The 25,709-nt window shown below is 66.3% G+C and carries 25 protein-coding genes; 23 read left to right on the top strand and 2 right to left on the bottom strand.

Going from position 1 to position 25,709, the window contains the following annotated elements; genetic code table 11:
- Positions 1–17 precede the first annotated feature (17 nt).
- From hpaE to SFB74_RS01735, 23 genes are all read left to right on the top strand, one after another.
- On the top strand, positions 18–1,484 hold the full coding sequence (hpaE, locus tag SFB74_RS01845; RefSeq protein ID WP_093301285.1) for a 5-carboxymethyl-2-hydroxymuconate semialdehyde dehydrogenase: 1,467 nt from the start codon (positions 18–20) through the stop codon (positions 1,482–1,484).
- Positions 1,481–2,455: a tripartite tricarboxylate transporter substrate binding protein gene (locus SFB74_RS01840; protein ID WP_432728963.1), complete on the top strand. Its 975-nt coding sequence runs from the start codon at positions 1,481–1,483 to the stop codon at positions 2,453–2,455. Before hpaE ends, SFB74_RS01840 begins: the two co-directional genes overlap by 4 nt.
- 3 nt (positions 2,456–2,458) lie before the next feature.
- Positions 2,459–2,794, top strand: coding sequence for an aromatic ring-opening dioxygenase subunit LigA (locus tag SFB74_RS01835; RefSeq protein WP_432728961.1), 336 nt, complete (start codon positions 2,459–2,461; stop codon positions 2,792–2,794).
- An 85-nt stretch (positions 2,795–2,879) separates the two neighbouring features.
- Positions 2,880–3,707 carry an extradiol ring-cleavage dioxygenase gene (locus tag SFB74_RS01830; RefSeq protein ID WP_432728959.1) on the top strand — a complete coding sequence of 276 codons (828 nt, stop codon included), beginning with the start codon at positions 2,880–2,882 and terminating at the stop codon, positions 3,705–3,707.
- A gap of 16 nt (positions 3,708–3,723) precedes the next feature.
- Positions 3,724–4,131: a 5-carboxymethyl-2-hydroxymuconate Delta-isomerase gene (locus SFB74_RS01825; protein WP_432728958.1), complete on the top strand. Its 408-nt coding sequence runs from the start codon at positions 3,724–3,726 to the stop codon at positions 4,129–4,131.
- A gap of 27 nt (positions 4,132–4,158) precedes the next feature.
- Positions 4,159–4,962: a 2-oxo-hept-4-ene-1,7-dioate hydratase gene (hpaH, locus tag SFB74_RS01820; protein ID WP_432728957.1), complete on the top strand. Its 804-nt coding sequence runs from the start codon at positions 4,159–4,161 to the stop codon at positions 4,960–4,962.
- 10 nt (positions 4,963–4,972) lie between these two features.
- Entirely contained in the window at positions 4,973–5,794 is an 822-nt protein-coding gene (gene hpaI / locus SFB74_RS01815; RefSeq protein WP_432728956.1) for a 4-hydroxy-2-oxoheptanedioate aldolase, read from the top strand.
- Positions 5,795–5,826: 32 nt separating this feature from the next.
- The gene (locus SFB74_RS01810) at positions 5,827–6,297 is read left to right on the top strand and encodes a nuclear transport factor 2 family protein (RefSeq protein WP_432728955.1); all 471 of its coding nucleotides are present in this window, start codon (positions 5,827–5,829) and stop codon (positions 6,295–6,297) included.
- A 43-nt stretch (positions 6,298–6,340) separates the two neighbouring features.
- Complete coding sequence (gene ilvD, locus SFB74_RS01805) at positions 6,341–8,092, top strand: dihydroxy-acid dehydratase (protein ID WP_432728954.1); 1,752 nt, start codon at positions 6,341–6,343, stop codon at positions 8,090–8,092.
- Between the two features lie 36 nt (positions 8,093–8,128).
- The gene (locus tag SFB74_RS01800; RefSeq protein ID WP_432728953.1) at positions 8,129–9,124 is read left to right on the top strand and encodes a Bug family tripartite tricarboxylate transporter substrate binding protein; all 996 of its coding nucleotides are present in this window, start codon (positions 8,129–8,131) and stop codon (positions 9,122–9,124) included.
- 142 nt (positions 9,125–9,266) lie between these two features.
- Positions 9,267–10,067: a class II aldolase/adducin family protein gene (locus SFB74_RS01795; RefSeq protein ID WP_432728952.1), complete on the top strand. Its 801-nt coding sequence runs from the start codon at positions 9,267–9,269 to the stop codon at positions 10,065–10,067.
- A gap of 18 nt (positions 10,068–10,085) precedes the next feature.
- Complete coding sequence (locus tag SFB74_RS01790; RefSeq protein ID WP_432728951.1) at positions 10,086–11,063, top strand: 2-dehydropantoate 2-reductase; 978 nt, start codon at positions 10,086–10,088, stop codon at positions 11,061–11,063.
- A 218-nt stretch (positions 11,064–11,281) separates the two neighbouring features.
- Positions 11,282–11,485, top strand: coding sequence for a hypothetical protein (locus tag SFB74_RS01785; RefSeq protein ID WP_176665714.1), 204 nt, complete (start codon positions 11,282–11,284; stop codon positions 11,483–11,485).
- Between the two features lie 946 nt (positions 11,486–12,431).
- On the top strand, positions 12,432–13,613 hold the full coding sequence (locus SFB74_RS01780) for a polysaccharide biosynthesis/export family protein (protein ID WP_432728950.1): 1,182 nt from the start codon (positions 12,432–12,434) through the stop codon (positions 13,611–13,613).
- A complete protein-coding gene (locus SFB74_RS01775; protein ID WP_432728949.1) occupies positions 13,610–14,065 on the top strand; it encodes a low molecular weight protein-tyrosine-phosphatase in 456 nt (151 codons plus the stop codon). The genes SFB74_RS01780 and SFB74_RS01775 overlap by 4 nt, the downstream gene beginning before the upstream one ends.
- Entirely contained in the window at positions 14,062–16,323 is a 2,262-nt protein-coding gene (locus tag SFB74_RS01770; protein WP_432728948.1) for a polysaccharide biosynthesis tyrosine autokinase, read from the top strand. Before SFB74_RS01775 ends, SFB74_RS01770 begins: the two co-directional genes overlap by 4 nt.
- A 268-nt stretch (positions 16,324–16,591) precedes the next feature.
- Entirely contained in the window at positions 16,592–17,371 is a 780-nt protein-coding gene (locus SFB74_RS01765; RefSeq protein WP_432728947.1) for a sugar transferase, read from the top strand.
- Positions 17,372–17,499: 128 nt separating this feature from the next.
- Positions 17,500–18,582 (top strand): hypothetical protein, encoded by a 1,083-nt coding sequence (locus SFB74_RS01760; protein WP_432728946.1) that lies wholly within the window; start codon positions 17,500–17,502, stop codon positions 18,580–18,582.
- Positions 18,579–19,727, top strand: a complete 1,149-nt coding sequence (locus SFB74_RS01755; protein WP_432728945.1) for a polysaccharide pyruvyl transferase family protein — start codon at positions 18,579–18,581, stop codon at positions 19,725–19,727. The genes SFB74_RS01760 and SFB74_RS01755 overlap by 4 nt, the downstream gene beginning before the upstream one ends.
- Positions 19,728–19,746: 19 nt before the next feature.
- A complete protein-coding gene (locus tag SFB74_RS01750) occupies positions 19,747–20,826 on the top strand; it encodes a glycosyltransferase (protein ID WP_432728944.1) in 1,080 nt (359 codons plus the stop codon).
- Positions 20,823–22,127 carry a hypothetical protein gene (locus SFB74_RS01745; RefSeq protein WP_432728943.1) on the top strand — a complete coding sequence of 435 codons (1,305 nt, stop codon included), beginning with the start codon at positions 20,823–20,825 and terminating at the stop codon, positions 22,125–22,127. Before SFB74_RS01750 ends, SFB74_RS01745 begins: the two co-directional genes overlap by 4 nt.
- A 33-nt stretch (positions 22,128–22,160) precedes the next feature.
- The gene (locus SFB74_RS01740; protein ID WP_432728942.1) at positions 22,161–23,408 is read left to right on the top strand and encodes a hypothetical protein; all 1,248 of its coding nucleotides are present in this window, start codon (positions 22,161–22,163) and stop codon (positions 23,406–23,408) included.
- Between the two features lie 35 nt (positions 23,409–23,443).
- Positions 23,444–24,124: a phytanoyl-CoA dioxygenase family protein gene (locus SFB74_RS01735; RefSeq protein ID WP_432728941.1), complete on the top strand. Its 681-nt coding sequence runs from the start codon at positions 23,444–23,446 to the stop codon at positions 24,122–24,124.
- 12 nt (positions 24,125–24,136) lie between these two features.
- On the opposite strand, the gene SFB74_RS01730 is transcribed toward SFB74_RS01735, so the two are convergent.
- Both SFB74_RS01730 and SFB74_RS01725 read right to left on the bottom strand, forming a co-directional pair.
- Positions 24,137–24,952, bottom strand: coding sequence for a hypothetical protein (locus tag SFB74_RS01730; RefSeq protein ID WP_432728940.1), 816 nt, complete (start codon positions 24,950–24,952; stop codon positions 24,137–24,139).
- A 37-nt stretch (positions 24,953–24,989) separates the two neighbouring features.
- The gene (locus tag SFB74_RS01725; protein WP_432728939.1) at positions 24,990–25,688 is read right to left on the bottom strand and encodes an alpha/beta hydrolase; all 699 of its coding nucleotides are present in this window, start codon (positions 25,686–25,688) and stop codon (positions 24,990–24,992) included.
- Positions 25,689–25,709: the final 21 nt, after the last annotated feature.

The following is a 25,709-nucleotide window of genomic DNA, read 5'->3' as shown; positions in this document are numbered from 1 at the left end:
TGAACCGGACTCTCTTCATGCAACAGATCGACCATCTCATCGGCGGCAAGTCCGTCAAGGGCTCGGACTACTTCGAGACCGTCAACCCCGCCACGCAGGAAGTGCTGGCCGAAGTCGCTTCCGGCGGCGAGGCCGAGGTGAACGCGGCCGTGGCCGCCGCCAAGGAAGCCTTCCCGAAATGGGCCGGCATGCCCGCGCCGGAGCGCGCGAAGCTCATCCGCAAGCTCGGCGATCTCATTGCGAAGAACGTGCCCGAGATCGCGCAGACCGAGACCAACGACTGCGGCCAGGTCATCGCGCAAACGGGCAAGCAGCTGGTGCCGCGCGCGGCCGACAACTTCTACTACTTCGCCGAGATGTGCACGCGCGTGGACGGCCACACCTACCCCACGCCCACGCACCTGAACTACACGCTGTTCCATCCGGTGGGCGTGTGCGCGCTCATCAGCCCGTGGAACGTGCCCTTCATGACGGCCACCTGGAAGGTCGCGCCCTGCCTCGCCTTCGGCAACACCGCCGTGCTGAAGATGAGCGAGCTGTCGCCGCTGACGGCCGCGCGCCTGGGTGAACTGGCGCTGGAAGCCGGCATTCCGCCCGGCGTGCTGAACCTGGTGCACGGCTACGGCAAGGAAGCCGGCGAGCCGCTGGTGGCGCACCCCGACGTGCGCGCGATCTCCTTCACCGGCTCCACAGCCACCGGCAACCGAATCGTGAAGAGCGCGGGCCTGAAGAAGTTCAGCATGGAGCTCGGCGGCAAGAGCCCCTTCGTGATCTTCGAAGACGCCGACCTCGACCGCGCGCTCGACGCGGCCGTGTTCATGATCTTCAGCAACAACGGCGAGCGCTGCACGGCCGGCTCGCGCATCCTGGTGCAGCAGTCGATCTATGCCGACTTCGCCGCGAAGTTCGCCGAGCGCGCGAAGCGCATCACGGTGGGCGACCCGCTGGACGAGAAGACCATCGTCGGCCCGATGATCTCGCAGGCCCACCTGGCCAAGGTGCGCAGCTACATCGAGCTGGGCCCGAAGGAAGGCGCGACGCTGCTGTGCGGCGGGCTGGAAGCGCCGTCGAACCTGCCCGACCGCGTGAAGAAGGGCAACTACGTCGCGCCCACCGTCTTCGCCGACGTCGACAACCGCATGAAGATCGCGCAGGACGAGATCTTCGGCCCGGTGGCCTGCCTGATTCCGTTCAGGGACGAGGCGCACGCCATCGAGCTCGCCAACGACATCCAGTACGGCCTCTCCAGCTACGTGTGGACCGAGAACATCGGCAAGGCGCACCGCGTGGCCGCCGCCGTGGAGGCCGGCATGTGCTTCGTCAACAGCCAGAACGTGCGTGACCTGCGCCAGCCCTTCGGCGGCACCAAGGCCTCGGGCACGGGCCGCGAAGGCGGCACCTGGAGCTACGAAGTGTTCTGCGAGCCGAAGAACGTGGCTGTGTCGCTGGGCTCGCACCACATTCCGCACTGGGGCGTGGCGTGAACTCGAGCCGCCGCACGCTGCTGCAAGGCGCGGCCGCCCTCGCGGCCCTGCCATCGCTCGCACGCGCACAGGGCACATGGCCCGCCAGGCCGATCCGCGTGATCGTGCCCTTCACGCCCGGCGGCACCACCGACTTCGTCGCGCGCCTCGTCGGCACCGAGCTGTCGAAGACGCTGGGCCAGCCGGTGATCGTCGACAACAAGCCCGGCGCGGGCACGGTGATCGGCGTGGACGCCGCCGCCAAGGCCGCGCCCGATGGCTACACCTTCGTCTGCGTGGCCAACAGCTTCACGGCCAACCAGACGCTGATCCGCAAGCTGCCCTACGACACGCAGAAGGACCTGCGCCCCGTGGCGCTCATGGGCATGTCGGAACACGTGCTCGCCACGCATCCGAACAGCGGCCTGAAGACGCTGGCCGACCTGCGCAACGCCGCCAAGGCCAAGCCAGGCACGCTGAGCTTCGCTTCTTTCGGCAACGGCACCTCGGCCCACCTCTCGGGCGAGATGCTGAAGCTGCAGATGGGCCTGGACATCGTGCACGTGCCCTACAAGGGCCAGGGCCCGGCGCTCACCGACCTGCTCGGCGGGCAGGTGACGATGATGTTCGGCAACTGGCCCGAGTTCCGCGGCCACATCCAGAGCGGCAAGCTGGTGGCGCTGGGCATGGCGACCGCGCAGCGCTCGCAGTACGCACCCGCCATACCCACACTGGCCGAACAGGGCGTGCCCATCGAGTCCAATTCGTGGAACGGCCTGCTGGCCCCGGCCGGCACGCCCGACGCCGTCGTGCAGCGCATGAACGCCGAGGTGAACCGCGCGCTCGCGAGCTCCGCCGTGACCGATGCCTTCCAGAAGGGCGGCATCGCGTCGCTGTCGGGCACGCCGGAGCGCTTCGCGGCCTTCATCCAGAGCGAGATCGCGAAGTACGCCGACGTGATCCGCAAGGCCAACATCCAGATCGAGGGCTGAACGATGAGCCTCTATGCGATGCAGAAGTTCCTGTTCGCGCTCAATCGCGAGCAGGAAGTGCAGCGGCGCTATGCCGAAGGCGGCGAAACGCGCGCGGCACTGCTGGGCGCCTACGACTTCACGGACGAGGAACGCGAGGCCATCGACACCGGCGACATCGGCAAGCTCTACGTGCTCGGATGCAACGGCCAGTTGCTGATGCACTTCGCGCCGCTGCTGGGCATTCCGTGGGCCGACTACCTCGAAGCCATGCGCGAGGGCGTGCGCAAGTACGGCCCTGTGCGCGCGGGCATCTATGCAATGACAACCGGAACCGACGAGAAAGTGGCAGGAATATGAAGACCCCCACGCTCCCCACCTTGTGTGGTTCGCTGCCCCCCGAGGGGGCGCTCGATGCCCTTCGGGCGGCCGGGCGGGCATCGAGATGAGTCTCGTATTCGCAGGCGTGTGCAGCCACGCCCCCGGCATCACCGGCCGCGCGCATCTTGCCGACCCGGCCGTGAAGGACGAGTTCCACGCGCAGTTCCATCGCTTCGGCGAGGCGATGCGCGCGACGAAGCCCGACGCGGTGATCGTGATCGCCGCCGAGCACTTCGCGAACTTCTTCATGAACAACATGCCGGCCTACGCGATCGGCATGGCCGACAGCTACGAAGGCCCCATCGAAGACCCGAAGTGGCTGGGCATCGAGAAGCACCGCATCCCGGGTGACGCCGCGCTGTCGCAGCGGCTGATCCGCGAGGTGATGCAGACGGTGGACGTGGCCTATGCCGAGGAGTGGAAGTTCGACCACGGCATCATGGTGCCGCTGAACTTCCTCACGCCGAAGTTCGACACCAAGGTCATCCCCGTGAACATCAACTGCCAGGGCCCGCCGCTCACGCCGCTGCACCGCGCATGGGCCTTCGGCGAAGCATTGCGCCGCGCCTGCGACAAGGTGCCCGAACGCATCGCGCTGGTGGGCACGGGCGGCATCTCGCACTGGCCGGCCACGCCCGACTCGGGCAAGGTCAACGCCGAGTGGGACGCCGAGTTCATGCGCCGCTGGTGCGCCAACGACCGCGAGGCGCTGCTCTCGCAGGACGACTACGGCGACGAGGCCACCTACCGCGAGGCGGGCCAGGGCGGCTTCGAGATCCGCACCTTCATCAGCGTGGCGGCGGCCGCCCGCGGCAAGGGCGAGATCTTCCATATGAAGGCGATCCCGATCTTCGCGGTGACCTGCACGGCCGCGACGATGTCGGTGGAATGAACGGAGAGCAGCACCCATGCCCCATCTCGTGATCCTCTACACGCCGAACATCGAGGCAGAGACCGACATGTCGGCCCTGTGCCGCACGCTGGCCGACACCATGCTGAAGCAGCGCGACGAGGCCGACAAGCCGGTGTTCCCCATCGGCGGCACGCGCGTTCTGGCCTACCCCGCCGCGCACTACGCGGTGGCCGACGGCAAGGCCGACTACGCCTTCGTGTACCTCAACATCCGCATGGCCCCCGGGCGCTCGGAGGCGGTGAAGAAGAAGGCCGGCGACGAGCTGCTGGCCGACGTGCGCGCGCATTTCGCGCCGATCTTCGAGAAGCGCCACATCGGCATCACGCTGCAGATCGACGAAAGCCCGGGGCAGGTGTACGACGGCAAGCACAGCAACCTGCATCCGCTGTTCAACAAGAGCTGAACGACGACAAGAGAAGAACGGACCCACATGCTCTCCCAAGCCACCATCGCCCAACTGGCCGCCGAGCTGCACGAAAGCGAGAAGTCGCGCGTGCAGGTCGAGCACTTCTCCAAGCGCTTTCCCGAGATGACCATCGAGGACGGCTATGCCATCTCGCGCGAGTGGGTGAAGACCAAGATCGCCGAGGGCCGCACCGTCAAGGGCCACAAGATCGGCCTGACCTCGCGCGCCATGCAGCAGTCCAGCCAGATCGACGAGCCCGACTACGGCACGCTGCTGGACGACATGTTCTTCGAGCAGGGCGGCGACATCCCGTTCAAGCGGTTCATCGCACCGCGCATCGAGGTCGAGCTGGCCTTCATCCTCGGCAGGAAGCTGCAGGGCCCGAACGTGACCATCTTCGACGTGCTGGCCGCCACCGACTACGTGGTGCCCGCCATCGAGATCATCGACGCGCGCATCGAGCAGTTCGACCGCCACACCAAGGCCCCGCGCAAGGTGTTCGACACCATCTCCGACAACGCGGCCAACGCCGGCATCGTGATGGGCGGTCGGCCCGTGAAGCCCGACGCGGTGGACCTGCGCTGGGTGAGCGCGCTGCTCTTCAAGAACGGCGTGATCGAGGAATCGGGCGTGGCCGCGGCCGTGCTCAACCACCCGGCCACCGGCGTGGCCTGGCTCGCGAACAAGCTCGCGCCCTGGGACGAATGCCTGGAGGCCGGCGAAGTGGTGCTGGGCGGCTCGTTCACGCGGCCGACCACCGCCGTTCCGGGCGACACCTTCCATGCCGACTACGGCCCGCTGGGCTCCATCTCGTTCCGCTTTGCCTGAAGAGAACACCATGCACACCCCCATCAACACCTTCAAGCAGGCCCTCGCGGCCGGCAAGCCCCAGATCGGCCTTTGGGTCGGCCTGGCCGACGGCTACGTGGCCGAGATCCTGGCCGGCACCGGCTACGACTGGCTGCTGGTCGACGGCGAGCACGCGCCCAACGACGTGCGCTCGGTGCTCGCGCAGCTGCAGGGCATTTCCAGCGCATGGTCGGCTCAGCCTGAATCGGAGCGCTCGCATCCCGTCGTGCGCATCCCGGTGGGCGACACGACGCTGATCAAGCAGTACCTCGACATCGGCGCGCAGACGCTGCTGGTGCCGATGGTCGACACCGCCGAACAGGCCGCGCGGCTGGTGCAGGGCATGCGATACCCGCCCGAGGGCATCCGCGGCATGGGCAGCGCGCTCGCCCGTGCCTCGCGCTGGCAGGCCTACCCCAACTACCTGCACGAGGCCAACGCGCAGACCTGCCTGCTGGTGCAGGCCGAGACGGTGGAGGCGATGAAGAACCTCGACGCCATCGCGGCCACGCCGGGCGTGGACGGCGTGTTCATCGGCCCGGCCGACCTGTCGGCCTCGATGGGCTTCGTGGGCCAGCCCAACCACCCGGAGGTGCAGGCGGTGATCGCCGACGCCATCGCGCGCATCCTCAAGGCGGGCAAGGCGCCGGGCATCCTGTCGACCACCGAGGAGCAGGCGCGCAAGTGGCTCGCGGCCGGCGCGCTGTTCGTGGCGGTGGGCGTGGACACCATCGTGCTGGCCGCCGCCGCGAAGCAGCTGCTGGCCAAGTACAAGGCGGCGCCCGGCGCGGCCTCGCCCAACGGCTACTGATCTCTTTTCTTCTTCACACGGGAGCACTCGCAATGCAACGCACGACCCTCGCGGCCCTGGCCGCGGCAGCCACCCTGTTCCTTGCCGCCTGCGCGCCCATGGGCGGCGGCAAGCAGGGGACGACCGCACAACAGGAAGCCAACCGCCAGGCCGTGCTCGCCTTCTACGAGAAGGGCCTGAACCAGAAGGACGCCGACGCGGCCCTGCAGTACGTGGGCAACCGCTACGTGCAGCACAACCCCACGGCTGCCGACGGGCCCGAGGGCTTCCGCAAGTTCATCGCCTTCCTGCGCGAGAAGTTTCCGAACTCGAAGAGCGAGATCAAGCGCAGCTTCGTCGACGGCGACTACGTGATCCTGCACGTCAACGCGATCCGCGAGCCGGGCACGCGCGGCAGCGCCATCGTCGACATCTTCAAGCTGGAGAACGGGAAGATCGTCGAGCACTGGGACGTGGTGCAGCCGGTGCCCGAGACCGCCGCGAACAAGAACGGCATGTTCTGACCCACCTCCTTCTTCCACGCCCAGCCAGCCCCGACGCCAGCCGATGACCACGCCCGACGATCCGAACAGCAGCAACAGCGGCAACAAGCGCTTCCGCTCCGCCACCATCCGCGAGGGCACGATCCGCGCGACCACGCGCAGCTTCCTGCACGCGCTGGGCCAGGACGACGAGGACATCGCGCGCCCGCACGTCGGCGTGTTCCACACGGGCGGCGAGATGAGCCCGTGCAACCTCAACCTGCGCGAGCAGGCGCAGCACGCCAAGACCGGCATCTACGCCGGCGGCGGCACGCCGCACGAATGCCCGGTGGTGTCGATCAGCGACGGGCTGACGATGGCGCATTCGGGCATGCGCTTCTCGCTGATCTCGCGCGAGCTCATCGCCGACAGCGTGGAAGCCTCCACGCGCGGCCACCAGTGGGACGGCATCTTCGCCATTGGCGCCTGCGACAAGAACCTGCCGGGGCTGATGATGGGCATGGTCCGCTGCAACGTGCCCAGCGTGTTCGTGCACGGCGGCTCGGCGCTGCCGGGCCAGATGCCGGGGCCCGACGGCCAGGACCTGAACGTGGTCGACACCTACGAGACCATCGGCAAGGTGCTGGCCGGCACCGCCACGCACGACGAGCTCGACGCGATGAGCCGCGCCTGCCTGCCCACCGCCGGCGCCTGCGCGGGGCAGTTCACGGCCAACACCATGGGCATGGTGTCGGAGGCGCTGGGCCTCGCGCCCATCGGCTCCAGCATGGTGCCGGCCGTGTTCAGCGAACGCGCGCCGCTGATGCGCCGCGCGGCGAAGCAGCTGATGAGGGCGGTGTTGGGCGATGGTCCGCTTCCGCGCGACATCGTCACGCGCAAGGCGCTGGAGAACGCCTGCGCTGTCGTCTCGGCCACCGGCGGCTCGACCAACGCGGCGCTGCACCTGCCGGCCATCGCGCACGAGGCGGGCATCAAGTTCCACCTCGACGACGTGGCCGAGATCTTCGCGCGCACGCCGCTCGTCGCCGACCTGCGCCCGGGCGGCAAGTACCTGGCGCGCGACGTGTTCTACATCGGCGGAGCGGGCGTCATCCTGCGCACGCTGCTGGAGCAGGGCTTCCTGCACGGCGACGCGCTCACCTTCACCGGCCGCACGATTGCCGAGGAACTGGACGGCGCGCTGGCGCCCGACGGCCGCGTGGTGCGCGAGGCAGGCAACCCGATCACGCGCGACGGCGGGCTGGCGGTGCTCAAGGGCAACCTGTGCCCCGACGGCGCGCTGCTCAAGACGGCGGGGCTCAAGGGCCTCGTGTTCCGCGGCCCGGCACGCGTCTTCAATTCGGAGGAAGAAGCGCAGACCGCCGTGCAGAACCGCCGTTACGAAGCGGGCGACGTGATCGTGATCCGCAACGAGGGCCCGAAGGGCAGCCCCGGCATGCGCGAGATGCTGGGCATCACCGCCCTGCTCTACGGCCAGGGCATGGGCGACAAGGTGGCGCTGCTGACCGACGGCCGCTTCTCTGGCGCGACGCGCGGCCTGTGCATCGGCTACGCGGGGCCCGAGGCGGCGGACGGCGGCCCGATCGCCGCGCTGCGCGACGGCGACATGGTGTCGATCGACGCGCGGGCGGAGGCGCGCTCGATCACGGTCGATCTCGCGGCCGAGGAAATCGCTGCGCGGCTCGCCGGACGTGAGGTAAACGCGGGGGTCGCGCGCGGCGGCCTGCTGGAAAAATACGCGCTCACCGTGCGCCCTGCCCACCAGGGCGCCGTGACCCACTCGGGCGCGGTCACCTGGCTGCGCGACGAGTCCTGATCGATCCTCCATAACCACCATCCGGAGAGAGACACCATGAGCTTCACGCGCCGCCAGATCTTGCAGACCACCAGCGCTTCCGCCCTGATGGCCACCCTTGGCCAGAACGTCTTCGCGCAGGCGACGACGAACATCGAGACCGCGACCATCGTCACCGGCTTCGCGGCCGGCGGCACCTCGGACACCACCTGCCGCCGCCTGGCGACGAAGCTCGGCGGCGACTACGCGAAGACGGTGGTGGTGGAGAACCGCACCGGCGCCGGCGGCCAGATCGCCGTGGGCTATGTGAAGGGCCGGCCGGCCGACGGCAGCACCATCCTGCAGACGCCGACCTCGATCCTCACGATCTACCCGCACATCTACAAGAAGCTGCCGTACGACCCGATGACCGACATCACGCCGGTCAGCCTGGCCTGCATCTTCGACTTCGGCTTCGCCGTGGGCCCGGCCGTGCCGGCCAGCGTGAAGACCGTTCCCGAGTTCCTGGCATGGGCCAAGGCCAATCCGGCGGGCGCCAACTACGGCTCGCCGGCCGCCGGCTCCACGCCGCACTTCATCGGCGCGCTGCTGGGCAAAAAGGGCGATGTCGAACTCAAGCACGCGGCCTACCGCGGCACGCAGCCGGCCATGCTCGACCTGCTGGGCGGCAACATCTCGGCGGTGTCGGGCCCCATCGGCGACATCACGCAGCACCTGCCGACCGGCAAGGTGCGCATCCTGGGCGTGTCGGGCGCCAAGCGCAGCCGCTTCGCGCCCGAAGTGCCCACCTTCGGCGAACAGGGCCTGAAGGACATGGCGCACAGCGAGTGGTTCGCCTTCTTCCTGCCAGCGAAGGCCTCGCCCGAGCTGGTGGCGAAGCTGAACGCTGCGATGAAGAGCGCGCTCGCGCAGAAGGACGTGATCGACGGCCTCGGCACCTTCGGCCTGGAAGCGATGTCTTCCACGCCGGCCGAGCTGACGGAACTGCTGAAGAAGGACACCGCCAAGTGGGCGCCGATCGTGAAGGAAGTCGGCTTCACCGCGGAGGGATAGACCACCCCGTTTCTTGCTCACTTCGTGTAGCCGAATCCCCCTCAAGGGGCAACACCAGCGGCCCGGCAAAGCCGGTTCCGCGGTGTTCCCCGCGAAGGACCACCGGCTGGCGCAATGAGCAAGCCATTTAGAAGGAACTGCCATGAACACACTCGCCACCAGTGCGCCGTCTTTCACGTCGGCGCTGGTCCATCCCTCGATCCACCCGGACGAGCGCGCCGCGCGCGAAGAGCTCGCGGCCTGCTATCGCGTGTTCGCGATGCTGGGCTGGACGGAGATGATCTACAACCACATCACCGTGCGCCTGCCCGACAGCGTGACGGGTGGCGAGAAGCAGTTCCTCATCAATCCCTTCGGCCTGCACTACAGCGAGGTCACGGCCAGCAACCTGGTGAAGATCGACCTGCAGGGCAAGGTGCTCGACGGATCGAGCTATCCGGTGAACCCGGCCGGCTTCACGGTGCACGCCGCCATCCATGACGGACTGGAAGGCGCGCACTGCGTGATGCACACGCACACCACGGCCGGCGTGGCCGTGGCCTGCCTGCAGGGCGGCCTGCAGCAGACCAATTTCTATACGGCGCAGCTGCACGACATGGTGGCGTACCACGACTTCGAGGGCATCACCATCCATGCCGACGAAGGTCCGCGCCTCCTGAAGAGCATCGGCGACCGCAACGCGGTGATCCTGCGCAACCACGGCCTGCTGGCCTGGGGGCAGACGCTGCCGCAGACTTTTGCCATCCTGTGGACGCTGCAGCGCGCCTGCGAGATCCAGATGGCGACCTTCTCGATGGGCAAGGCGATTCCGGTGAGCGAGGAGATCGCCCGGCGCTGCACGCGCGACGCGCTGCAGTTCAGCCCCGATCACGGCGCGGGGCAGGACGTATTCAACGCGCTGGTGCGGCAGGTGGACCGCATCGACGCCTCGTACCGCAACTGAACCGAAGCGACTGAGCTCATGAAGATTTGTATTTACGGCGCCGGCGCGATCGGCGGATGGATCGGTGTCGGCCTCGCCCAGGCGGGCGAACGGCTGAACGTGGTGGCGCGCGGCGCCACGCTCGAAGCATTGCAGCGCGACGGCCTGTCGCTGATGCGGGGCGATGTGCGCACGCGCGTGCCCGTCAACGCGGTGGCCGACCCCGAGGCCCTGGGCGTGCAGGACCTGGTGGTCATCGCCGTGAAGGCGCCCGCGCTGGCTGGCGTGGCCGAGCGCATCGGGCCGCTGATCGGCGCCGACACCGTCGTGCTGGTGGCGATGAACGGCGTGCCGTGGTGGTTCCTGGAAGGCGGCTTCGGCGGCGAGATCACCGGCCACCGGCTGGCGGCCGTGGACCCCGACGGCGCCATCGCGCGCGCCATTCCGTCACGCAACGTGATCGGCTGCGTGGTGCACGCGAGCTGCTCGCTGGATGCGCCGGGCGTGGTGCGGCACCACTTCGGCAATGGGCTGATCATCGGCGAGCCCTCGGGCGAAGCCACGCCGCGCGTGCAGAAGCTGCTGGCGCTGCTGAAGAGCACGGGCATCGACACCACGCTGTCGCCGCAGATCCAGAAGGACGTGTGGTTCAAGCTGTGGGGCAACATGACGGTGAACCCGATCAGCGCCCTCACCGGCTGCACCACCGACCTGATCATGGGCGACGACTACGTGCGCGGCTTCATCTCGGCGGTGATGCTGGAGGCCAAGGAGATCGGCCGGCGCATCGGCATCGAGATCACCCAGAGCCCGGAAGACCGGCACGAAATCACCAAGAAGCTGGGCGCGTTCAAGACTTCCATGCTGCAGGACGTGGAAGCCGGACGCTCGGTGGAGCTGGACGCGCTGGTGACGGTGGTGCGCGAACTGGGCGAACTGACGGCGGTGGCCACGCCGTTCACCGACGCGCTGCTGGGCCTGGCGCGGCTGCGCACGCGGCAGCTCGGGCTGTACTGACCGGCAGGCCTGGCGACTCCGCGGGGCGAGGCCGCCAGTCAGGCCGCGCACAGGTTGGGCCCGCAGACTGAAGAAGACACGGGGGTGGGGTTGCGGGGGCCGCAAACCCTGTACCCCCGCATTTCTTCTTGGGCTATCCTCTCGCCACTCAAAATGCACGTAGCGATTTATTACACACCACCAAGGCTGCATGCATGTCTGAGAACAAGGGGAGACGGATGCGTTTGATCTTCATCGAGCTGCTGGTGGCGCTGGTGCTGCTGCCGATCAGCGGCCTGTTCTGGTGGTGGGCCTTCGGCATGGGCGGCCTGGCGGTGGCCGGCTTCGTGGTGGTTGCCGGCGGCGCTCTCTATCTGGTGGTGCGAGGCGTGCGCTCGGCCAAGAGCCAGCTCGGCCACCCCGGCGACGACCGCGAACAATAAGCCGCGGGCCTGCAACGGGCCCTGTTTCGCGGCGCGGCACAGAAACATTCGCATTCAATTGCGCCGGCATTCGGCACGATATTTATCCCGGATTTGTGGTTGGATCGGCTTCGCGCGGCCGTTCATGAGCCCTTTTTTCTGATCTATTCCAATCTTTGAGCCGCCCAATGCCGGTTTCAATGATCGAAATATGAAACATATTCCGGCGCCAGGAATTTCGGAGATCAAAAGGCATTACAAAAGTCTTGCCACGTGCAGCACAAATAAGAACCTGCACGAAATGGCGCCCCGATTAGCCTGAAATCATTCCTCGGCTGGATTGGAACAGCATTGCACGCACTTGGTGCTTTCGGCCCCTGCACGGGGCGCTCAATTCCCTGATTAATCAGAAAACCGTACTCCCCGGTCGCCTCGGGCGCATCCGGGGCGTTTTCGCCTCCCTGAAGCCCTTTGTTGCCTCCGGCAGGCACATTGATGCTCCTGGCCCACGGCTTGTCAGCCATCTCCTACCAAGACACATTTCTTTACAAATTCAAACGCAATATCAAAAACCCTATAGAACCTGACTTTGTGGATCGAAAACCACAATCTCCCGGCTGTCCGGGGTAATAAATAGGTCGCAATTTCCACCGTTGGAAAGCGCCTGCGAAAAGGGCATTTCGCACCCCATTTCCCCAGTGAAAACAGGTCGGCGCAGCGAGCGCCGGAACATAACCCTGAGCATGGCGTGGTCGAGGTACGAATAGACACGTCACTTGCGTCTACTCCACCAAAAAGTCGTCTTGCGAAGGCAGCGACAATTCGCGCTCTCACCGGCCTTCCGATAAAGCGCCGATTGCCTGGAATAAGCCTCCCTCAATAGAAAGAATTAACCGGCGCAATCGATGCCAAATCAGGCTCGGGCTTTGCATGTGGAATCGCAGTTTTTGAAATAACCAAGTTCGCAATGGAGTTCCATTTGACACGCTACCTGTACCTGACGGGGTGGAGTGCCGCCCTGCTCGGTGCGCTGGCGCTTCAGGGCTGCGCGCCGGGCTTCGGCTCCGTGGTGGCCTACGAGCCCGACCAGAGCCCGGCGCCGGCCCTCTCGGCCGACGGCATGCCGGCCGAAGGCGGGCTGGTGCCGATCTCGCCGAGCCTGATCCGGGCGATGGCCGACGCGCGGCCGACGGCGGTGCCGCCGGATGTGAAGGCGCTGTTCGGCGAGGCGCCGGTCTACACGATCGGGCCGGGCGACGTGGTGGGCGTGGTCGTCTACGACCACCCCGAACTGCTGCCGCACGCCGGCGCCGTGATCTCCCAGCAGGTGGACCCCACCGGCATCAGCGTGGCGCCCGGCTTCATCGTCGACGCCTCGGGGCAGATCAGCTTTCCGTACATCGGGCGCGTGAAGATGCAGGGCCTGACCGAGATCGAGGCCTCCGACCTGATCGCCAAGCAGATCGCCAGGTACATCAAGGACCCGCAGGTGACGGTGCGCATCCAGTCCTTCAGAAGCCGCCGCGCCTTCGTGGAAGGCGAGGTGAACTCGCCGGGGCTGCAGATCTTCACCGACGTGCCGATGACGCTGGCCGAGGCGCTCAACCGCGCGGGCGGCATCACTGCCGCGGGCGACCGCTCGTTCATCACGCTCACGCGCAGCGACAAGACCACGCTCATCGACCTGCCGAAGCTGCAGGACATCGGCGTCGGCGCCAGCCGCATCCCGCTGCAGAGCGGCGACGTGGTGCAGGTGCGCAACCGCGACGAGAGCAAGGTGTTCGTGATGGGCGAAGTGCTCAAGCCTTCCGCGCTGACCATGCACAACGGCAAGCTCAGCCTGAACGAGGCGCTGGGCGAGGCCGGCAGCGCGAACCTGGGCACCGCGAACACGGGACAGATCTACGTCGTGCGCAACAGCGGCGGCAGCAATGACGCCGGCGGCGCCAGGAGCACGCCGGCCGTCTTCCATCTCAACGCGAAGAACCCCGCCGCGCTCGCGCTGGCCGACCGCTTTCCGCTGCAGCCGCGCGACGTGGTCTACATCGACTCCGTGCCGCTGGTCACCTGGTACCGGGTGGCCAGCCTGATCCTGCCGGCGACCCAGGCGCTCTACAACAGCGACCAGGTCTACATGAACCACCGATGAGATCCGTGCTGACCGTCTGCATCGGCAACATCTGCCGAAGCCCCATGGCCGAAGGCCTGCTCGCGGCGGGACTGCCGGGACTGCGCGTGTTCTCCGCGGGCACCGGCGCGCTCATCGGCAAGCCCGCCGACGCCATGGCCCAGGCGCTCATGAAGAAGCGCGGCCTCGACATCTCGGGCCACGTCGCGCAGCAGGTGAGCCAGCTGCTGTGCCGGCAGGCCGACCTGATCCTGGTGATGGACCGCGAGCAGCGCCGCTACCTCGAGTCGACCTACCCCTTCGTGCGCGGCAAGGTGTTCCGCATCGCCGAGTTCGACGGGCACGACGTGCCCGATCCCTACGGACAGGACGAGGCGGCGTTCGAGCACGCCCTGGCGTTGATCGATGCCGGCGCCCGGGCGTGGATCGATCGCATTCTGAAAATCACAAAACCCGAGCAGCAAACTACATGAACGCAACCCAGCAAGCCGCGCTGCCGCTGCAAGCCATGGAAGAGGATGGTGATGGCATCAACCTGGCCGAGTACCTGGACATCCTGATCGACAACCGCTGGCTCGTCGCGGCCATCGCCGTCGTGGCCGTGCTGCTGGGCACGGCGTACGCCTTTCTCGGCAAGCCGGTCTACGAAGGCAACGTCGCGGTGCAGGTCGAAGACTCCGGCAACTCGGCCGGGAGCTTCCTCGGCGACGCGGCCTCCTCGCTGCTGAGCGTGAAGACGCCGGCCGCGGGCGAGATCGAAATACTTCGCTCGCGCGCCATCCTCGGCAAGGCGGTGGAGAACACCAAGCTCTATATCAGTGCACGGCCGCGCTACGCGCCCTTCGTGGGCAGCTGGCTCGCGCGCCGCGCCACCGAGCTTTCCGACCCCGGCTTCATGGGGCTCTCCGGCTACGTGACCGGCACCGAGAAGATCCTCGTGCCGAAGTTCGACGTGCCCACCGACTTCGAGGACAAGCAGTTCACGCTGACCCTCGGCACCGACGGCCAGTACGAGCTGGGCAACCCGGACATCGACACGCCGATGAAGGGCCGCGTCGGCACGCTGATGGAAGCGAAGGTGCCGGGCGTTCCCAACGGCAAGCTGAGCCTGATGGTCACGAGCATCGAGGCCAAGCCCGGCGCGCAGTTCGTGCTCGTGCGGTCTTCCACGCAGCTCACGCTGCTGGCGCTGCAGGACGCGCTCAAGGTGGTCGAGAAGGGCAAGCAGTCGGGCGTGCTCGACGTGAGCTGGAAGAACCCCGACGCGGACAAGCTGACGCAGCTGCTCAACGAGATCGGCCGGCTCTACGTGCGCCAGAACATGGAGCGCAAGGCGGCCGAGGCCGAGAAGACGCTGGGCTTCCTCGATGGCGCGCTGCCGCAGTTCAAGAAGCAGCTCGAGCAGTCGGAAGACATCTACAACCGCTACCGCAACCAGAACGGCACCGTCAGCCTCGACGACGAGGCGAAGAACGCGCTGACGCAGACGGTCGACCTGCAGTCCAAGCTGCTCGAGGCCGAGCAGAAGCGGCGCGAGCTCACCTCGCGCTTCACGAACGAGCACCCCAACGTGCAGACGCTGGACGCGCAGGTCGCCGCATGGAAGAGCGCGCTGGCCACCGTTGACGCGCGCATCCGCAAGATGCCCGAGCTGCAGCAGAACACGGTGCGCATGCAGCGCGACATCAAGGTGAACACCGACCTCTACGTGTCGCTGCTCAACAGCTCGCTGCAGATGCGGCTGGCCAAGGAAGGCAAGGTGGGCAACGTCCGCCTGCTCGACGAGGCGATCGTTCCGGAAGAGCCGGTGTGGCCGAAGCGTCCGCTGGTCATCGCGCTGGCGGCGATCCTCGGGCTGGCTGCCGGCTTCGGCGCCGCGATCGCGCGCAGCTCCTTCTTCGGCGGTATCCGCAACCCGGCCGAGATCGAGAGCCACACCGGCCTCAACGTCTACAGCAGCGTTCCGCTCAGCGCCGCGCAACGCACCATCGACAGGAACATCGAGAACAAGGTCGCCGGAAAGCATGTGCTGGCGCACCTGCAGCCCGAGGACCCTGCGGTGGAGAGCCTGCGCAGCCTGCGCACCGCGCTGCAGTTCGCGATGCTGGAGGCGACCAACAACCGCCTGCTCATCTCGGGCGCGACGCCGGGCGTCGGCAAGACTTTCGTCTCTGTGAACTTCGCGGCGATCACGGCGGCCACCGGAAAGCGCGTGCTGCTGATCGACGCCGACCTGCGCAAGGGCCGGGTCAGCCAGTTCTTCTCGATCCCGCGTTCCTCCGGCCTGTCGGAGCTGATCGCCGGCACGCTGGACTTCAAGCAGGCCATCCGCCCTGCCGTGCTGCCCAACCTGGACATCATGACCACGGGGGTGCTGCCGCCGAATCCGGCGGAGCTGCTCACCAGCGAGTCCTTCGTGCACGTGCTGGAAAAGCTGTCGCCGATGTACGACCTGGTAGTCATCGACACGGCCCCGGTGCTGGTGGCCGCCGACACCGCCTCGGTGGCGCCGCTGGCCAGCACCCTGCTGCTGGTGGCGCGCGCCGAAAAAACCCAGCTGGGCGAATTGAACGAAACCGTCAGAAGGCTCGCCCACGCGGGCAGAACTGTAAATGGCGTAATTCTGAATGCTATTGATTTAAGCCGCCGCCACGCTGGAAGCGGGGGTTACAAATACGGCGCTTACAAGCAGTTGCAATACACATACAATACCAACAGGGATTCCACTTAGTCCGTCTGAATTGGAGTTAAATTCAAAATCATGCAGCGGGTTTTCAGCCCGCCGCATCGATTAAATACTCACATAGTATTCGGCATAAAAAGGCATTACAAATGGCTGTTAGTTCATTCGTACTGCCTTCATCGAGTCATTTGGCCGCGCAATAGTTTCTGCATTGCAGACACTAAGAGGCATTTGTGCGGGTAGTGTCGGCCAAAAACACAGGGCCATAACCGAGGATCTGCGGGCATTTGCCCGCATGAGGAAAGGTGCGTCAAAAATGAAAGCATTTCGACGGGAAATCTTGTCGCGCTTCAAATCCGGATGGAAAACCCCGATGGGAAATCTCCGTCCCGAAGAATCGCTCGTACCGCAAGGCTGGGATATTTCCGACGCGGGCGGTGAAATGTCCCGCGGCGGTTCGCAATCCGGAATCAGCCATTCCCCATTGCTGAAGATCGCGAAAAGATCGGTGGATATCAGCGCCGCGCTTTTCTTCTTCGCCGCCTTCGGCTGGCTTTTCGTGCTCCTCGGCCTTTGCGTTTTCGCGAGTTCGGGCGCGCCAGTGCTCTATTACCAGCCGCGCTACGGAAAGAACGGCCGGGTATTCCGCTTCTACAAATTCCGCTCGATGATCGCCAATTCGGCGCAGGTGCTCGAAGAACACCTGAAGAACAATCCCGAGGCGCGCCGCCAGTGGGACGAATACCAGAAGCTGGACGACGATCCGCGCATCACCCGTTTCGGCAAATTCATCCGCAAGACCAGCCTGGACGAATTGCCGCAATTCTGGAACGTGCTGATGGGCGACATGAGCCTGATCGGCCCCCGCCCCTGCATGCTCGAGCAGAAGGAGCTCTACGGCCACAGCTGGTCGCACTACTGCGCGGTGCGGCCGGGCATCACCGGCCTCTGGCAGGTCAGCGGGCGCAACCAGCTGACCTACAACGCACGCGTCGCGCTCGACGTGAGGTATGTCGAAACCCTTTCCGTCGGGAAGGACGTGGACATCTTCATCAGAACCATCTGGGTGGTTGCCGCCGGTCACGGGTCGCGATGAATCTCGCCGGTCCCGGGTGATCGGCTCCGGCCGCGTCGGCCGGAGTTCGCCTTTCACGGAGTCCACGCCGCAAGGCCGGACAGACCTTCCTTCGCTTTGGAATTGATCCGATCGGAATCCACATGCCGATGAGCCACGCCATTCCAGCTCCGGCCGCGCCGCCACGAACACCGATAACAACGAGAAGAAGAGGCACGCGCCGCTTCAACCAGTACTCCGCCGCCGGGGTGCTGATCGTGTTCGTGTACGTGATCATCTATGCGTATTTCCGGGAAATGCTTCCCGAGAAATGGAGTGTCGACTCGGCAAAGATCCTCGAAATCTTGAATTACGGCGGAACGGACGAAATGGACAATTCGTTCGCCGTCACGGCCGCGCTTTTCAGCATCATCGGATCGGACAATCTCGACGTCTTCACCTGCATCAGCAGCGCCATATTTCTTTTCTTCGCGACGCACAAGATCCGCAGATCGGGAGATTTCTTTTCGCGGCTGCTGCTGATTGCGCCGTGCATCATGCTGAACATGTTCGCGCCGTCGAAGGAGACGGTGGTGCTCATCATGACCATGTGCATCACGGTGACGACGATCTATTTCCGGACTTCCAGGTTTCTCACCATTAGTGCATTTCTAGGTCTTTACGCAGTCTATGGAATTTTCGTCCGCAATTACTATTTGCTGATCGTCGGCGTTTTCTTCATCGTCCATTACCTCTGGCGGCGGCCGCTCAAATACCACGTATTGGCGGCCATTGCGATTGCCGGTGCGGTTCTGGCGGCGCCATCCAGCCTTTTGCAGACGCTGCAATCGCCGCGCGACACCTCCAATGCCTATGCGGAGCAGATCGGCAGCGACAACCGCACTGCCTTCACCAACATCGCGTCGCCTGCCACCGGCCCAGGCTTCCTGGTTAATTACGGCTATGCAGCGACGGTGCTGATCACGCCCATTCTCTATTTCCAGACTGCGAGCGACGCGTTCATGCAATTGATGATCGCCGCCATGCTGATCATTCTCTACAAGGCGCGACGATGGTCGAAGCGCGATCCGACGCAATTCGAGCCCCGCTTCTTCGGCAGTCTTTTCGTCGCGCACATCCTCGTTCAATTGATTTTCGAACCGGACCTCGGCAGTTTCACCAGGCATCTGACCTCGGTGATGCTTTATCTGATTGCCATCAAGGTTTCCGGAAACAGGCCAATTCAAAGATGAAAAAAATCCTGATCTGCGCGGTGCCGTTCAGCGACAACCTCGGCGACGGCGTCATCGCGGCGTCGCTGGCCCACATCGCGGGCATGAAGTACCCCGACGCGAAGGTCGAATTCCTCGACATCGCCGGGCGCGTCGCGTTCGACGAAGCCAACCTGCGCGGCGGCGGCGCGTTCGGCGTCTTCCAGAAGCTGCCTTCGCTGCTGCGTTCGGCAATCGTTTTCGCGTACTGCCTGAAGAACTACCTGCTGAGCTGGCGCAGGCAATGGCAGGCGGCGGTGGCCGATGCCGACCTCGTCATCATCGGTGGCGGCCAGCTCTTCTGCGACGTGGCGCTGAACTTCCCGTCGAAGCTCTTCTTCCTCGGCAGGCTGCTGCGCGGCAAGCGGGTGGCCGTGGTGTCGGTCGGGGTCACGGGCAAGTGGTCGTACTGGGGGCAGTGGCTCGTCGGCAGGTTCCTGCAGAACGCCGCCCCCGTCTTCTACGCCACGCGCGACGTGGATTCGGCGAACAACCTGCACGCCTTCTTCCGCGTTCCGCGCAGCCGCGTCAGTGTGGTGCCCGATCCGGCGCTGGTCTGCGCGAGCGCCTTCTCGGAAGAGCTCTCCGCCGAAAAGAAATGGGACGTGGGCATCTGCGTCAGCAGCCTCGACGCGCTGGTGATGAATTCCGAATACGGCGGCAAGCGCGCCGGCGGCTCGGCCGAATTCTTCTCCGGCCTCGCGCAGGCATTGCGGGCCGAAGGTGCGCGGGTGCTGTACTTCACGAACGGTGCGGCGGAGGACAACAAGGTCCTCGCAGAGATTTCCGAGCGCACCGCGGCGGCGGACGACTTCTCCTTCGCCGTTCCGAAGCGCCCCGACGATCTGGTCGCGCTGATCAGCGCCTGCTCCTGCATCGCGGCGCACCGGCTGCACGCGAACATCGTCGCCTACAGCCTGAGCATCCCGTCCATCGGCATGAACTGGGACAAGAAGGTCGAGTCCTTCTTCCGGCTCACGAACCGCACCGAGTTCCTGTTCGATCTCTCGCCGCGCCATGACGAGCTGAAGGCCTCCGTCCTGAACCTGCTGCGGGAAAGAAACGACCCGGGCCGGCTCGGCGAGCTGCAGTCCGAAGTCATCGCCGGCACCCACGCCCTGATCTGAGCAGCCGAGGAGCCAAGCCATGAAAGTCCTGCACGTCGCGGAAACGCTCAAGGGCGGGCTGGAGACCTATCTCCGGATCGTTTCGAACTACCAGCGCAACTCGCCGGAAATCAGCCAGGTGAAGTTCATCCTGCCCGGGCAGGTCGACTGGCTGAACCCCGAGAGCGCCCACGTGGTGCCCACCGCGCGCAGCCCGCTCTCGCTGGTGAGCTACGCCGCGCGCGTGAAGAAGATCATCGAGTCGGAACGGCCCTCGGTGCTGCACCTGCACAGCTCCATCGCCGGCGGCATCGTGCGCTCGATGGCCCTGCTGGGCCAGATACCGCGCGAGGTGAAGATCGTCTACTGCTCGCACGGCTGGGCCTTCGACCAGACGGCGTCGAGCTACAAGAAGTCGGCCTACCGCTGGATCGAGAGGCTGCTGTCCTCGCGCAGCGACGCCATCATCTGCATCAGCCGCCACGAGGTGCGGATCGCGGCCGAGTCCGGCATCAGGCGCTGCACCTGCATTCCCAACGGGATCGATTCCGTGAGCCCCGCGCCGGCACCGGCGCGCCTGCCGCAGCACGACGCCGGAGAACCCGCGCCGCGAACCATCCTCTTCGTCGGCCGGCTCGACCGGCAAAAGGGCATCGACCTCCTGCTCGACTCCTACGCCCGCGTGCGGCCCGGCTTCAGGCTGATCGTGGTCGGCGACGCGGTGCGCAAGGACCTGCAGCTCGCGCAGCCCGAGCGGGTCGAGTTCAAGGGCTGGCTCGAGAAGGACGCGCTCGACGCGGTCTATCAGTCCTGCGACGCCATCGTCGTTCCCTCGCGCTGGGAAGGCTTCGGCCTCGTCGCGGTCGAGGCCATGGCCAGGAGCAAGGCGGTCTTCGCATCGGCCGTCGGCGGCCTCGTCGACATCGTCGAGAACGACCGCAGCGGCCGGCTCTTCGAGCTGGAGCACATGGACCAGATGCTGCGCGAGATCGACCGCATGCCCGTCGAGACCCTGCGCCAGATGGGCCAGACCGGGCGAAGGATCTTCGAGGAGAAGTTCACTTCGCAGCGCATGAACACCGCCATCGTCGATCTGTACAAGGAGTCGGTACTGCCATGAAGAAAACGATCATCTCCAGCCTGCTGGGCGCATTGCTCTTCGCGGCCGCTTCGGTCGTGCCTGTCACTGCAGCTCATGCCAGGGGCATCGGCACCCTCAACTCGGAATACCCGGTTTCGCTGAGCGTGCAGATCGACCCCGCGACGATCACGGACGACGACCTGCACGAGATCCGCGCGGCCGGCTTCGAGTTCGTGCGCTTCGGCGTGCGGCCGCCGATCAAAAGCGTGAACCCCACGATGACCGACTACCCGAAGCTGATCCAGCGCGTGCGCAAGGCCAGGCTCAACGCCATCGTGACGCTCTTCGGCGGCAAGGAGATCTGGGGCCACGAACCCGGCGACATGCGCAGCAGCAGCAGCAGCAGCGGTGGCGGCGGCGAAGGCAGGAGCAACACCAAGGAAGGCCGCTTCGCCGACTTCGCGGCCGACTTCATCAAGGCCAACTCGGCCGACGTCGCCGTCTGGGAAGTGTGGAACGAGCCGGACAACAAGACCTTCCTGCAGCCCGCGCTGGTGCCGGACTTCGGCGCCGCCTCGGCGGAGCTGTGCAACAGGCTCGCGCAGCGGCAGATCCGCCCGGACATCATCGTCGGCTTCGGCTTCGCGAAGCTGCCCTTCGTCGGCGGCGGCACGGGCAAGGTGCCCTCGGAGCTGGAAGACGCCTTCGTCTCGGCCGCGCGCAGCGACTGCCTGACGGACATCTCGATCCACCCCTACCGCTCGGTGCCCGAGACGGCGCTGGCCGACTACGAGAAGCTTCGCGCGCAGCTCGACCGCCGCCAGCTCAACAAGACAGGCATCGTCGCCTCCGAATGGGGCTATGCCTCGTACCTGCCGGTGCGCAACCAGGGCGCGCAGGCGTCGCTGATCTTCCGGGAATACCTGATCAACGCAGCGGCGGGCATCAAGCTGCTGAATCTCTATTCATGGCGCGACCGGGGCCAGTCGTACTTCTCGAAGGAAGACAACTTCGGCCTCAAGTCGAAGGCCGGCGAGAAGAAGGAGGCCTACTCGGCGCTGACCGAGTTCCTCAAGATCGCAAGGCACTCGCAGAAGGTCTCCTATGACGACGCGCGCGGCGCGAGCCAGCTGGTGCTGCGCCGCGGCGAATCGATGCTGCACGTGGTCTGGACGCAGGGCGCGGAGCAGAGCGTGTCGGTGCCCGCGGGCGCGGGCAAGAAGTGCACGCGCGTCGACTTCTTCCCGCAGATGCGCGAAGGCACCTGCGGCAACCGTTCGGGCGAGGGCTTCACCGTGAAGGCGACCTCCAATCCGGTTCTGCTGTCCATCTCGGGCTAGGCGATGCATGCGCAGGAAGCTTGGGAAGGTTGAATGAAGCAGCGCCTGTCCGGACTCAGGAAACGCCTCGGTGGTCCCATCTATGCCGTTGCCGACCAGTGCATCTACAGCGCGAGCCAGCTGCTGCTCAGCTTCGCGCTGGCGCGCGTGCTCTCGCCCACGGACTTCGGCGTGGCCTCCGCGTTCCTCGCGGTGATCAGCTTCCAGTACATCCTGCACATGGCCATGGTGCACGAGCCCCTGCTGATCAGGCGCTACTACACCGACCGGTCCGCGGCGTGGCTGACGTGGGCCCTGGTGGTCCTGTTCTCGCTGCTGGGCTTCCTGGCGTGGCAGATCGCCGCGTTTCCGGGGCAACTGCACTGGGTGGGCGTGGCGCTGATCGTCGGCTACGAGATCTTCTGGATTTCGCGCAGCCTGCTGCTCGCGGGGCGACGCTACGGCGTTCTCTGCGTCTCGGGCGCGCTGATCGCGGTGGGCTATGTCGTCGTGCTGAATGCCGAGCGGCCCGCCGGCTGGAAGGAAGCCCTGCTGCTGGTTTCCGTGCTGCAGATCCCCTTTCTCTACCTGGTGCTCGCGAACACGCGCCACACGGTTCTTCCGCTGCCCGCCGCGAAGGACGCGCAGGGCCTCACCACGCGCGAATCGATGGCCTACGGCTGGAAGGCCAGCCTCTCGCAGTTCATGAGCTGGATCATGACGGGCGGCGCCATCCTGCTGCTCGGCTCCTCGGCCGATGCCGAACAGGGCGGCCTGCTCAAGATCTACATCACCTTCCTGCTGCCGATGCAGTACGTGCTGTCGGCGCTGGGCTACTACCTGCTGCCGCAGCTGGCGGCCAACTGGAAGTCGGCCGACGACGCGCAAAGGAAGAAGTCGTTCCGTGACTTCACGGGCTTCGTGCTGCTCGGTTTCCTGGTCGCCGAGGCCGTGGGCGTGGTGCTGGGCCTGCTGGGGCCGCGCCTCGTGGTGCTGGCCTTCGGCGCGAACTACAGGGGGATGGACTTCTCGCCCTTCTTCTACGCGCCCGCGATCTTCGGCCTCACCATGTGCCTGCGCACCGGCTTCAGGGCCGCGTCGCGGCCGGGTGCCCTGCTGCTGTGCTCGGTGGCCGGCGCGGTGGTGTTCGCCGCCGCGATGCTCGCGGCGGGGCAACCCGTCTCCTACATCCAGACCATCCACGCCATGACGTGGGGCTTCGCCTGCATGGCCGCACTGATGATCGCCTGGCTGTTCTTCCTGATGCGGGCAACCGGGGAACAAGGGGAGCAACGCGCATGAGGCCCACAGGGCCGGTGCCGGATGAGGAGATCTTGATGAGCAACCCACTGCTTCGCGGCGTGAGCATCGACGAGCGCCTGCGCTTCCTGAGGGACGGCGTCGTGTGCCTGCGCGGGATCGTCTCACGCGACTGGATAGAGCTGGCGCGCGACGGCATCGAGCAGCGGCGCGACGGCCTGCTGCAGCGCGTGGTGTCCGAGTCGGGCGCCAGCGAGATCGCCGGGCAGCTGACCGTGATGCGGCGGCTGCGCTGGATCTGCGACCAGCTGCTCTTCGACAAGGACGTGAGCGCCGCGACCGCGACGCCCTGGCACCAGGACATGTCGTATGGCCTGGCGGACAGCCACCGCATCGTCCACCTGTGGATGCCGGTGGACCACATGCCGCGCGAGACCGCGCCGGAAGTGGTGCGCGGCTCCCACCTCTGGAAGACGGGCTACCGGCGAGCCGGCTGGATAGGGCCGGCGGACGACGGGGCGCAAGCGCCCGAACTGCCCGACATCGAGTCCAACCGAGGCGCCTTCGACATCGTCGGCTACGAGGTCGACCCGGGCGACGTGGTGGCCTTCAACCACCGCGCGCTGCACCACGCCGGCCCCGTCATGAGCTTCGGCGAGAAGCACCGGGCCTTCGCCATCCTGTGCGCCGACGACGACCTGCTCGCGCTGAGGCAGCCGAGCCTCCAGCCGGCGCCGGAGGTGTTTCGCGCGGCGTAGCCGGGGACGGGCCTACCAGAACTTTTCGGGCGTGGCCGCGAGCGTCTCCGTGCAGCGCGCGACAGCCTTGGCGCGCTCCTCGCGCAGCCGCTGCCAGTTGTCGGCCTGCCATTCGTTCCAGGCGACCGGCTCCGACTGATAAAAGCATGTGGCAGGCGGACGCATGAAGCCCGCGCGGCCGAGCTCGGCGCCGAACTTCAGTCGGAACAGCTCGTCCGAGCCCGTGAGGTTCTCGTAGACCAGATGCCAGGAGCCCGGAAGCAGCGGCGTGTCGGCCACCGCCTGCACCTTGCGCGCTTCCTCGATCTCCTCGGGTGTGGAGCCGTCCGTCAGGGCCGTCGCGTACGCGGCCTCGGCGCGCTTGCGGTAGATGTCGGTGGCGACCTTGCTGAGCGCGTCGACCAACTCGCTCATGGCGGGGTTGGCGCCCGCCGGATCGTCCTTGAGCGCCTCGAGCGTGGTGCCGCCGAGATCGTCCTTAGAGAACCCCTGCGCGCCGACGCTCACGCGGCCCGCGATCGCCGTCAGCGCGATGTTCAGGGCGACCTGCCCCGCGATGTTGTTCATCGTGCTTTCGCGGCGGACCACGCGAAGCTGTTCGATGCCGGGCTTGTACATGCCCCGGCTGAAGCGCACGCGGGTCTGCGGCGCCGCCGGCTCGGCCGCTGCGGCAGGTGCGGCGGGCGCATCGGCGACGACTTCCGCGGACTGTTGGTGGACCGCCGGTGCCGGCGCATCGGGTTCGGCGTGCGCCGAAAAGCCGGCGACAGCCAGCGCAATGCCGCATGCGCGCCAGCCGGCGCGCCGCGTCTGTCTCTTCGATTTCATGTGAACGTGATTCCTCCCGGCGCGGATTGTCTCCGGCTCAGGAGGTCAAGGTTCGCAGCGCGGCATCGAGCACCCGGTCGTGATCGCGCGGATGGGACTGGAGCCAGTCGTGCAGCTTGTGCCCCGCGCCTTCGAGCCGCACGACCTCGACCGACTTCGCCCTGCGGGCCCTGCTTTCGTACTGGTCGAGGACCTGCGTGGGAATCACCGCGTCCTCCGTTCCGTACACCAGCAGCAGCCGGCCTTCGAAGCCTTCCAGCGCCGTGAAGACAGGCGAACTCGCGTAGTCCACGGTCGAGCGCAGGATGCCCTGGAAGCTCGGGCCGAAGGGCGCGTCCTGCGCCTGGGCCACATAAGCGGCCGGACAGAAGAGCACCAGCGCCGGCGGCTGCAGCCGCTCGATCAACGAACATGCGATGTGCCCGCCCATGCTGGTGCCGATCAGCGAGATCGCACGCCCCGGCGCCACATGGCCCGCCACGGCCAGCGCCTGTGCCACGCGCTCGTTCAGGCTGGAGCCTTCGACCTGCCCGGTGCTTTCTCCATGGCCGGAAAAATCGAAGGACGCGCCGGGCACGCCGGCGTGCGCCAGTCCTGCAAGAAGGTAGTGGATGCCGCGCCGCGACGACTGGCCGCCGCCGTGCAGCGCCAGCAGCCGGGGCGCGTCGCCCGCGGAGTTGTTCGTGATCGTGCCGCGCAGGGTATGTGCACGCGAGGCCACCGAAAAATCGATCATTGCCGAAAGGCCTCGCGCCTG

The organism is Variovorax xiamenensis, assembly GCF_050916385.1.
Lineage (GTDB): Bacteria > Pseudomonadota > Gammaproteobacteria > Burkholderiales > Burkholderiaceae_C > Variovorax.
The sequence above is the reverse complement of the archived record's forward strand: the minus strand, read 5'-3'. Positions and strand labels throughout refer to the sequence as shown.